This is a genomic window from Curtobacterium sp. VKM Ac-1376 (genome assembly GCF_015351025.1).
Taxonomy (GTDB): Bacteria; Actinomycetota; Actinomycetes; order Actinomycetales; family Microbacteriaceae; genus Curtobacterium.
This window is the reverse complement of sequence record NZ_JADKRV010000031.1, coordinates 1-10023: the sequence shown is the minus strand read 5'-3', so window position 1 is coordinate 10023 and position 10023 is coordinate 1. Positions and strand designations below refer to the sequence as shown.

Sequence of the window (10023 nt, the reverse complement as noted above, 5' to 3'; positions counted from 1 at the left end):
TCCTTCGGGCAGTGGTCGGTGTGCAGCGCGACCGTGATGTCGTAGTTCTTGGCGACCTCGTGGGCGAACTTCGCCATAGCGAGGGCACCGGCGGCGCGGTTCTTGACCGTCTGGCCCGCGAAGTAGTCGGCACCACCCGTCGTGACCTGGAGGATGCCGTCGGAACCGGCCTCCTGCAGACCCTGCAGGACCGCGTTGATGGTCTGGGAGGAGGAGACGTTGACCGCGGGGTACGCGAACTTGCCCGCCTTCGCGCGTTCAATCATCTCGGCGTACTGTTCCGGCGTTGCGATGGGCACTGCGGGATCCCTTCTGCGTTGAGTGGTGGTCTTACTTGATGACGATGGGGTTGACGGGCGCGCCGGCGGCCTTCTCCACGAGGATCGGCGCGGCCGCGAACAGGAAGTCCCATTGCCCGTCGGCCGCGCAGTCGTCCGCGAGCTCGTCGAGCACGGTCAGTTCCGTCATCACGATCCCGAGGTTGCGCATGAGCGCGTTATGGAGGAGCAGCTTGAACCCGGTGGTGGGGTCGAGGGTGATCTCGTTCCCCATCGTGTCGGTGACCAAGCAGGGGATCTCCCGCTTGTGGAACCACTTGACCAATTCCGGCCGGTACTCGAGCCCGGGTTCGGACCAGTCCGCGTAGAACTCGTCGCGGTCGCGTGACCAGTAGCTGCCGATGACGCCGGTGCGGATCACGATGATGTCGTGCGGGCGCAGTTCGACGCCCTGCGCTGCGGCGCACGCTTCGAGGTCGCGGTCGTCGAAGGTGTCCCGTTTGCCGAGGACCTCGACGCCGCGGTGCCGTGCCATGTCGAGCAGGACGCCGCGTCCGACGATGCCGTGTCGCGCAAGCGGTGCGACGCTCGCGACGTCGAGACCGCCGATGGTGGTGGTCTCGTCGTACCCGTTCCAGATCTGGTCGCCGTACCATGCGTGCCCGAGCGCGTCGACCTGCGTCGTGCCCTGCAGGTAGATGTCAATAGCGTCGTCGGCGAACTTTGGTGCCCCCGGGCCGAGCTCTCGGCCACCGGGGTACCACGTGGACGCATCGGCGACCTGTCGGCGGATGGCGCTGGTGCGGCTCAACGTGGTCGGGTCGCCCTTGTCAGTGCCGACCGGGGCCTGCAGCGTGAACGTCTTCCCGGACCGAATGGTTCGAGCGGCCTGGAGGACGATATCGGGGGTCAGGAAGTTGAGGGCGCCCACTTCGTCGTGCTCGCCCCATCGTCCCCAATTGGACGGGGAGTCATGAAGCAGCTCAGCGATCGAAGCGGGGTCGGAGGTGGGGTCGGTCACTGCTGTGCCTTTCGAGGTCGGAGCGGCCGCACGGCGAAGTTCCCACGCAAAACATGGGAGGGGCGTCGCCGAGCGGCCGCTCTCCGGCGGTCAGGAGTGATACCGCCGGGGTCAAGGGGTCAGACGAGCGCGCTGCGCGGCTTTCGCGGTTCCAACGGCTTGATCTTCGGCAGCCAGAACGCGTAGGTCAGCGCGCCGGCGAGGGACACGACGCCTGCGACGATCAGCGGGATCACGAACGAGCCGCTGAAGCCCATGATGAACCCGATGACGATTGGCCCGATGATGCCGGCCGTGTTCGACACCGTGTTCTGGATGCCGCCGATGGTGCCGACGTGAGCACGGGACGGTGCGACGTCGGTCGGCAGCGCCCAGAGCGCGCTCGCGGCGCCGGTCGCCGCGAAGTTCGACACGCAGAGCAGCGTGACCGCCGTCCAGACGGACGGGCTGAACGCCGCGAACGCGATCGCGGTGCTGCCCAGCATGCCAACCACGAGCGGCACCTTGCGGGCCGTCGTGACCGAGTAGCCGCGCCGGTACATGCCGTCCGACACCCAGCCGCCGACGAAGCCGCCGATGATTGCCGCGATGCCGGGCAGCGTCCCGATAAACCCAAAGGACAGGATGCTGAGGTGGAAGGTGTTGATCATGTAGGTCGGGAACCACGTAAAGAAAAAGTACGACACGAAGTTGACACAGAAGAACCCGACAGACATCGCTTGAATGGTTCGCTGGGACAGCAGCCCGGTGATCTTCATGTCGCTGGCAGTTTCGGGTTCCTGGCCCGCTTCAATGTGCTCGAGTTCCCGGTCGGAGAGCATCTTGCTGTGCTGCGGCGACCGGTACGCGACCCACCAGCCGAGACCCCACAGCAACGCCAGTACGCCCGCGACCATGAACGCGCCGCGCCATCCGATGGAACCGATGAGGATCGAGACGAAGGGGATCGCGAGCGTCGCGCCGACCTTCGATCCGACGTTGAACGTACCGGAGGCGAAGCTGCGTTCGGACTTCGGGAACCAGTCTCGGACGGTGCGCGATGCCCCGGGGTAAGACGGTGCCTCGGACGCACCCATGACCAGACGCACGATGAACAAGCTCATGAATCCGCGGGTAAACCCGAGCGCGATCGTCGACAGGCCCCAGATGACGCTGCCGAGCCCGAGCATGAACTTCGGCCCGATCTTGTCGACAAGGTACCCGCCAGGCAGCATGAAGACGACGTACGCCCAGAAGAACGACGACAGGATCACGCCGGTCGCGGCGGAGTCGAGGCCGAAGTCCTTCGCGATCTCCGGCATCGCAACGCTGAGCGCTGTTCGGTCGATGTAGTTGATCGCGATGCCGACGGACAGGAACGTGAGCACGCCGTAGCGCACCCAGCCGGTGCGGCGGCGGATGCCCGTCCCACCGGCTCGGATGGAGCCGGTGGGCGGGACCTGGTCCGGGGTGAGCGCTTCCGGTACCGCGCGCTCGTGCCGGTCAGCCATGAGCGCCGGCCGCGGTTCGGGTCGCATTGTCCGTGATCATCATTGACCTCCACGATGGGTGACTGCCCCGCCGGAAGAGCGGGGCCGAATCAGGCTACTGCGTGTCTCGCGTAATCGAAACTGCGCGAGATGCGCGACAACCCTTGAATACGTTCAGGTTTATGGTGTTTTCGCTTCGGCGCGGGATCACTGCTGCATGATCCACGCGTTGGTGCAGAAGAGCGCTCTCAGGCGCGGGCCGCGTCCAGGTGCGCCTTGGCCGTCTGCTCGAGGTGGACGAGGTCGGAGGCCACAGTGACCACGGTGAAGCCCTGCGCCAGCCGCTCAGCCGCCACGGCGCCGCCCGGCGTGTGGATCGCGGCGACCTTGTCGTGGCGTCGGGCGGCGTCGAGCACGGCGGCCAGCGCGGCGTCGAAGGCGTCCTGAACAGCCGGGTCGCCCGGAGCCGAACCGCCGAGTCCGATGGCGAGGTCGGAGGGGCCGACGTAAAGCCCGTCGATACCCGGTGTCGCGGCGATCGAGTCGACGTTTTCAAGGCCCTGCGCGGTCTCGATCATCGCGAGGACGAGCGTTTCCGCGTCGGCGACCGCTGGGGTGGGCCCGATCCGGAGTCCGGACCGCATGGGCCCGTACGAGCGCGCTCCTACCGGCGGATACTTGGCGGCACGCACGAGGCGCTGCGCGTCTTCCGCAGTGTCGATGAGCGGCACGATGATCCCGGTGGCTCCTGCATCGAGCGCCTGCCCGATGGCCGCGGGCTCGTTCGCGGTGACCCGCACCATGCCGGCGGCTCCCGTACCCGCGGCATCAATCGCGGTGAGGTTCCGAAGCCAACCGGAGTAGTCCATGAGCCCGTGTTGAGCGTCGATGGCGACGTAGTCGTAGCCGGAGCGCGCGATCCGTTCAGTCGACACTGGGGAGTCCATCACGACCCAGTACCCGATCGTGCGTTCTCCGGCGCGGACTCGTTCGGCGAAACTGTTGGTGGGCATGTGGTGCTCCTCGTTCATCAGGGGGTGTTCGTCAGGGTGCCCGTGCGTCCTCGTCAGCGGTTGTACGCCGGCATCGGACCACGGAGCGAGGCGGCGACGTCGTCGACGGCCCGCTGCACGTCGTCGGGTAGCAGACCCGATGCGAGTGCAGCGAGGTTCGCCTCGATGTTCGTGAGCCGGGACCCGCCGATCAGGACGGCGTCGACGACGGGACGGCCGATCGTCCACCGCAGTGCGAGCTCGGCCATCGGGATCCCCGCGCCCTCGGCGACCGAGCGGAGCTGCTCCACGGCGGCGAAGACCTCGTCGTTCCAGTACCGCGTGCGGTACATGCCGGCAAGGGGGGAGGAGCCGAACCGTCCTTCCGCCGGCTGCTCGTCCGGACGGTGCTTGCCGGTGAGCAGCCCGCCGCCAAGCGGGTTATAGATGACCGTCCCGAGCCCGGTGCTTGTGGCGTACTCGGCGTACTCGTCGTCGATCCGGGTCGCGATCACGCTGTAGACCTGCTGTCCGAGGACGGGAGCGGCGAGCCCGAGTCCTGCGGCCGTGTGCCGCAATTCCGCAATCTGCCAGGCCGCGTAATTTGAAACGCCCCAGGTGCGCACCGCGCCAGAGTCGACGAGCGTCCGCACGGCGGTCAGCGTCTCCTCGTCCGGGGTCGACCGGTCCGGTTGGTGCAGGTAGAGCACGTCGACGTGGTCCGTCCGGAGTCGCCGCAGGCTCGCGTGGACGCACCGGTCGATCGACGCGGCGGACAGCGGCGGAGCTCCTTGCGCGTCCGGGTGCGGGATGCCAACCTTCGTCGCGAGCACGACGTCGTCACGGCACCCGGCGAGGACCGCGCCGAGGATCTCCTCGCTGCGACCGCCGGCGTACCCGTTCGCGGTGTCGATGCCGGTCCCGCCGGCTTCGCGGAACAGGTCCACCATCGCGGCCGCGGTCGGCTCGTCGACGCTGTCGCCGAAGGTCATGGTGCCGAGGACGGCTGGGGTGAGGCGCCGGCCTTGGATGTCGATGTCGCGCACGGGGTTCCTCTCAGTCGGCCGTCGGGGCGAGGACGCGCCCGTTCGGCGCGTCGCCGGCCAGCACGCGGGCGATGTCGTCGACGACCGCGACGCCCATCGCTGCGTTCGCGCGGTCGGTGTAGGCGCCGATGTGCGGCGTCAGGATGACGTTCGGGGCGCTGAGCAGTGGGGAGTCCGTCGGGGGCTCCTGTTCGAAGGCGTCGAAGGCCGCTGCGGCGAGCCGCCCGTCCTGGAGCATGTGGGCGACCTCTGCTTCGTCGACGAGTCCGCCGCGCGCGGCGTTGACCAGGACGGCGCCGTGCGGGAGCAGGGCCAACGCGTCGCGGTCGAGCAGCGGCTCGCCGTCGACGCCGGGCATGTGCAGGGTGACAACGTCGGACGCCGCGAGCAGGTCCTCGAGTGCAGCACGCTCGACCCCGGCGTCCGTGAAGGCGTCGTCCGGGAGGTAGGGGTCGTAGGCGACGACGCGCGACCCGAACGCTTGGATCCGCTGCGCAACCGCCCGGCCGATCCGACCGAAGCCGATGATACCGACCGTGCAGCCGCTCAGCTCGCGCCCGGAGAACGTCGTCCATTCCCCGCGACGCAGACTCGCGTCGGCGGCGACGACCTGTCGGGTCCCCATGAGCATCAGGCATACGGCCAGGTCGGCCACCGCGTCACTGTTACTGCCTGGGGCATTGATCACGACTGCGCCCGAGCGCTCGACGCCGGCGACGTCGATGTTGTCAGTTCCGACGCCGTGCTTCGCAACCACGCGGACCTCGTCGAGCACGTTGAGTACCGGTCCGCTCACGTCGTCGAGCCCGACCAGGACAGCGTCCGGGCGCAGGCGCTCGATTTCCGCCGCGAGCTGTTCCGACGTCAGGGGGTGTCGTCCCTCCGGCCGGACGAGGGCGATCCCGTGCGCCTCGGCTGCGGCTGCCGGCTCGGGGGAGAATCGCCCAAAGCTCGGAGTGGTGACGAGCAGGGTCGCAAGCGGGTGTTGCATGGGGTGGCTCCGTCCAACATCAAGTCGTCGGCGTCAGCCCCGACGACCGGACCATAAGAACACGGTTGCGCGTTTCACGCAACCGTATTAGCGTGTTTCGTGCAGTTGATTGGGCCCGTCAGGCCTGGTCCCGCAGAGTCCGAGGAGGGGCCGATGGCGCGCCGCATCACAGTGATCGCCGATGACCTCTCCGGCGCGGCCGAGGTTGCAGCGGTCATCGGGTCGGTGCCGGCGACGGTCGCGCTGACCCTGTCGGCCGCCGTTGACCACGTCACGCGGTCCGCTGCGGACCTCGTGCTCGACTGCGACACACGGTCGCTCCTACCGGCCGATCGACGGGCTGCGGTCGGGCGGACCGCTCAGCGGTTGCTCGCAGTTGGGGCGCCGGTCCGGCTGGTGAAGCTCGACTCTCTCCTGCGTGGAGGCGTAAGTGATGTCATCGACGGACTCCTCGACGCCGGCGCTCGGGTGGTGGTCGCGACCGCGCTCCCGGCGCTCGGGCGAACCGTCGTCGACGGTGCGCTCCACGTCCATGGGCGTCCGGTTTCCGACGCCGGACTGCACGGCCTCGAGGCCGAGGTCGTCGAGGGGCCCCTTGCCGCGGTCGGCACCCGGGCGCGCAGCATCCCGCTTGCGGTCATTCGGGCAGGTGCTGACGCCGTCGTCGAGGCGGTCGCGCGCGCACACGCTGCCGGGGATGTCCCCGTGCTCGACGCCGTGACTGATGACGACCTCGACCGGATCATCGGCGCGCTGGCCGCCGGTGACATCACGATCGTCGGTTCCGGTGGTGCCGCTGCGGCGCTGGGGCGCCTCCGGAGAGCAGCCGGACCGGACGACGACAGCCCCGCCGCCGCCTCGCTCGGACCTGCCGAGGAGCGTCGTGCCGTCCTGCTCGTTGTCGGCACCGCCAGCACTGCGGCGGCCGACCAGCTCGACGTCCTTGCGGCGAGCGGGGTGCCCGTCGTGCCCCTGCCCCGAGAGGTCCTGCTCCGCGCGGTCGACCGGCGTGAGCTCGACGACATCGAGCATCCGGCGATCCGTGCAGTTCGCGCAGCGTTGCTCACCGGGTGCGCCGCGATCTGCGTGGAGGACCGGGATGCGCCGGTGCCGCAGCTCGCTCGGCGTCTCGCCGACGGCTTGGGCATCGTTGCTGCCGCGATCAGCGGACGGGCCGCCCTGGTGTTGACGGGTGGGGAGACGGCACGCTCCGTGCTCAGCCGTCTCGACATTACGACCATCGTGCCCGAAGGCACGATCGAGCCCGGTTGCGTCGTGTCCCGCACGACCGATGGCCGTCTAGTGGTCACCCGGCCCGGCAGTTTCGGGTCTGCCACCAACCTGCTCGACGCCGCCATGATCCTCCAGGCCGACTCGACCGGTCGCTCTGCGGCCGCGTACGACGCCGAAGCGGCCGCCAGCCGCACGAACCGAAAGGCAGCACTCCGATGAACACCACTCCGATCGTCGCCGTCACCATGGGCGACGGGGCCGGCGTCGGCCCAGAGATCGTCGTCGAAGCCGTCGTTTCGCCGGACGTCCTGGCGGTCTGTCGCCCGGTCGTCATCGGCGACCTCAATCGCCTGCGTCAGGCCGCAGCCATCCGTGGCGTCGATGCAACGTTCAACGTCATCGACGACATCGCTGATGCCGCACACGAAGCCGGGACCATCGACTTGATTGACCTCGGGCTCCTGCCGGAGGACCTGCCGTGGGGGCAGCTGTCGCCAGTCGCCGGTGACGCGGCGTTCCAGTACATCCGCGTCGCCTGCGAAGCGGCCATGGCCGGGAAGGTCCAGGCGATCTGCACCGCACCGTTGAACAAGGAGGCCCTGCACGCCGGTGGCCACGTTTTCCCCGGGCACACCGAACTCCTCGCCGAGCTCATGGGTGTCGAGGAGGTCTCGATGATGCTCTCGACAGCCAAGCTCAAGGTCGTTCACGTGACCACCCACGTCGGTCTTATCGACGCTGTCCGCCGCATCGAACCCGGACTCGTCGCGCGGACCATCCGTCGGGGCAACGAGGCCCTGGTGCGGGCGGGCAACCCGCACCCGAAGATTGGTGTCGCCGCAATCAACCCGCACGCCGGCGAGAACGGCCTGTTCGGCTACGGGGAGGAGGCGGAGAAGATCGCCCCCGGCATCGAGGCGGCCCGTGCAGACGGGATCGATGCGATCGGACCGCTGCCTGCGGACACCCTTTTCTTCCTCGCCGGCCGGGGCGACTACGACCTGGTCGTGGCCATGTACCACGACCAGGGCCACGGGCCCGTAAAGGTGCTCGGGATCGAGGCCGGCGTCAACATCACCGTCGGCCTCCCGGTCATCCGCACATCGGTCGACCACGGGACCGCGTTCGACATTGCCGGAACCGGCAAGGCCGATGTCGCTAGCATGGTCGAGGCGCTCCGCCAAGCAGCTGAGCTCGCTCCGACCTCGGGTGCGCTCACCTCGGTCCAGGGCGCGTAGCACGTCCCTGTTCCTGCCACCCGGAGGTGCCCGGTGTCGACCTCGGCCAGAGCGCGACGCGATGCCATCGTCACGCTCGCGACGAACGTCGGGCTCGCGAGCGTCGACGAGCTCTCCGAACGGTTCGGCGTCACGGCGTCGACCATCCGACGTGACCTCGCGACGCTGCAGTCGCAACGAAAGCTGACCCGAACGTTCGGCGGCGCGATGGCGGCCGCAGCACACCCCGAGGCGTCCCTTCGGCAGCGGCTCGGCGAGCACTCTGACGCGAAGCGCGACATCGCTCGGCGAGCCGCTGCAACGGTGGTCCCCGGGGCCTCGCTGTTCCTGGACAACGGATCAACGGTCGCGGCATTCGCCCATGCGCTGCCGCCCAACGCCGAGTTGACCGTCACCACCACCAGCGTCGGGGTCATCACCGAGATGGCCGAGCGTGAGGACGTCCGCCTCGTCACACTCGGTGGGGAGTACCGGTCGCTGAGCAACGGGTTCGTCGGCCCGCTCACTGAGGCCGCGTTAGAGTACCTGACATTCGACGCGGCATACCTCGGCGCCGACGCTGTATCGCCGGAACGTGGCGTCTGTGAAGCGGACCTCGGTCAGGTTCGCGTCAAGGAGCTCATCGCTCGCCGTGCCGAAACGGTGTACGTCCTCGCTGACTCGTCGAAGCTCGCGCAGTCGGACTTCCACGCATGGAGCCGGCTCGGCGGCGACTGGACGCTGATCACCGATGACGGCATCGCCCCGGAGCTCATCGAGCGCTTTGCTGCAGCAGGTGTCATGGTGGCGACGGCCTAATCGCACCCCACCGCGGGACGTGACCACGGTCACCGCGAGTGCAGGCGGCCAGCTCGCCGCGTCCACCGTGAAGACGCTCGGCTCGCAGGTCGCCGCGCAGCTCGGCGGGAAGGTCACGAACGAGGACGTCGCGCCCACCACCAGCGAGGACCGCAAGGGCACGTCCCTGTTCTACTTCCTCATCATCTGCACCATCGGCGGGTACCTCTCCAACGCCGTCCTCGCGCAAGCGCTGCCGCGAGCCCGCACCCGCACGATGCTCCTCACCGCCGCCAGCGCCAGCGATCTACCGCAGCGACTTGTCCTCCGCGCGGAGGACCGCGATCTCTTCCCGCTCCGCGAACGTCAAGCAGCGGCCCGTGAGGTCCCGGCCCCGCCGCGGCCGGACCCCGCCCGCGTCCACCAGGATCCGTTTCCCGGTCCGCCTGCTCGTGCCCAACGGCTCGACCCCACCGGTGATGAAATCACCCGCCTGCATCCTCGCCCAGAACACCTGCAACAGATCAGGCCGGAGAAAAATCGAGTAGGTCACCACAGCACACCATCCGTCAGGTGTTGCAACCACCGCAAGAACCCAAGCATCGGCTACCGGGCATCGGACCTGCTCTACAGAGGTCGCACCATCTCGAAAGTGCTGCCCTCGGTGAAGCCGAGCGCGCGAGTGCGTCCAGTGGGAATGAAACCGTGACGAGCGTAGAACCGCCGAGCCGGTGTGGCGTGCTCGTACACGTACAGCCGCAACCACTGTCCGCGACGGTCGGACCGAGGGTGTACTAATGATCAAGGAAAACCATTCCCCCTGATCGACCGGCTGCGCGACGAACGTAAGCGACGCTCACCCTGTAACGAAACCCCCTGATATGGGGGCGTACGGAGCGCGCCAATCGGCCGTCCAGGACCGCTTCGAACGATGTCTGCGCGGCAGATTTCGCACTCCCGGAGCACTCCGCAGATAGG

At 68.4% G+C, this 10023-nt stretch carries 10 protein-coding genes; 4 read left to right on the top strand and 6 right to left on the bottom strand.

Annotated features, from left to right (window positions below):
- The 6 genes from ITJ56_RS17675 to ITJ56_RS17650 all read right to left on the bottom strand — a co-directional run.
- On the bottom strand, positions 1 to 299 hold a 299-nt coding region (locus tag ITJ56_RS17675; RefSeq protein ID WP_194631945.1), incomplete at its 3' end, for a class II fructose-bisphosphate aldolase.
- 31 nt (positions 300 to 330) lie between these two features.
- Complete coding sequence (locus ITJ56_RS17670) at positions 331 to 1299, bottom strand: cyclase family protein (RefSeq protein ID WP_194631944.1); 969 nt, start codon at positions 1297 to 1299, stop codon at positions 331 to 333.
- Between the two features lie 119 nt (positions 1300 to 1418).
- Complete coding sequence (locus ITJ56_RS17665) at positions 1419 to 2816, bottom strand: MFS transporter (protein WP_228518166.1); 1398 nt, start codon at positions 2814 to 2816, stop codon at positions 1419 to 1421.
- Positions 2817 to 3016: 200 nt separating this feature from the next.
- A complete protein-coding gene (locus tag ITJ56_RS17660; RefSeq protein WP_194631943.1) occupies positions 3017 to 3781 on the bottom strand; it encodes an HpcH/HpaI aldolase family protein in 765 nt (254 codons plus the stop codon).
- Positions 3782 to 3834: 53 nt separating this feature from the next.
- Positions 3835 to 4806 carry an aldo/keto reductase gene (locus ITJ56_RS17655; protein ID WP_323749863.1) on the bottom strand — a complete coding sequence of 324 codons (972 nt, stop codon included), beginning with the start codon at positions 4804 to 4806 and terminating at the stop codon, positions 3835 to 3837.
- Positions 4807 to 4816: 10 nt separating this feature from the next.
- Complete coding sequence (locus tag ITJ56_RS17650) at positions 4817 to 5797, bottom strand: phosphoglycerate dehydrogenase (RefSeq protein ID WP_194631942.1); 981 nt, start codon at positions 5795 to 5797, stop codon at positions 4817 to 4819.
- A gap of 153 nt (positions 5798 to 5950) precedes the next feature.
- On the opposite strand from ITJ56_RS17650, the gene ITJ56_RS17645 reads away from it, so the two are divergent.
- From ITJ56_RS17645 to ITJ56_RS17630, 4 genes are read left to right on the top strand one after another with little or no spacing between them, the layout of a single operon-like run.
- Positions 5951 to 7249 carry a four-carbon acid sugar kinase family protein gene (locus ITJ56_RS17645; RefSeq protein WP_194631941.1) on the top strand — a complete coding sequence of 433 codons (1299 nt, stop codon included), beginning with the start codon at positions 5951 to 5953 and terminating at the stop codon, positions 7247 to 7249.
- Positions 7246 to 8268, top strand: coding sequence for a 4-hydroxythreonine-4-phosphate dehydrogenase PdxA (gene pdxA / locus ITJ56_RS17640; RefSeq protein WP_194631940.1), 1023 nt, complete (start codon positions 7246 to 7248; stop codon positions 8266 to 8268). The genes ITJ56_RS17645 and pdxA overlap by 4 nt, the downstream gene beginning before the upstream one ends.
- Positions 8269 to 8301: 33 nt before the next feature.
- Positions 8302 to 9066, top strand: a complete 765-nt coding sequence (locus tag ITJ56_RS17635) for a DeoR/GlpR family DNA-binding transcription regulator (RefSeq protein ID WP_194631939.1) — start codon at positions 8302 to 8304, stop codon at positions 9064 to 9066.
- 19 nt (positions 9067 to 9085) lie between these two features.
- Positions 9086 to 9754: a hypothetical protein gene (locus ITJ56_RS17630; RefSeq protein WP_194631938.1), complete on the top strand. Its 669-nt coding sequence runs from the start codon at positions 9086 to 9088 to the stop codon at positions 9752 to 9754.
- The last annotated feature ends 269 nt before the right edge of the window (positions 9755 to 10023 follow it).

Excerpts from the sequence above, each read along its gene's own strand:
- ITJ56_RS17650 (WP_194631942.1), bottom strand. The coding sequence starts at position 5,797 with ATGCAACACCCGCTTGCGACCCTGCTCGTCACCACTCCGAGCTTTGGG.
- ITJ56_RS17645 (WP_194631941.1), top strand. The coding sequence starts at position 5,951 with ATGGCGCGCCGCATCACAGTGATCGCCGATGACCTCTCCGGCGCGGCC.
- ITJ56_RS17665 (WP_228518166.1), bottom strand. The coding sequence starts at position 2,816 with ATGCGACCCGAACCGCGGCCGGCGCTCATGGCTGACCGGCACGAGCGC.
- ITJ56_RS17660 (WP_194631943.1), bottom strand. The coding sequence starts at position 3,781 with ATGCCCACCAACAGTTTCGCCGAACGAGTCCGCGCCGGAGAACGCACG.
- pdxA (WP_194631940.1), top strand. The coding sequence starts at position 7,246 with ATGAACACCACTCCGATCGTCGCCGTCACCATGGGCGACGGGGCCGGC.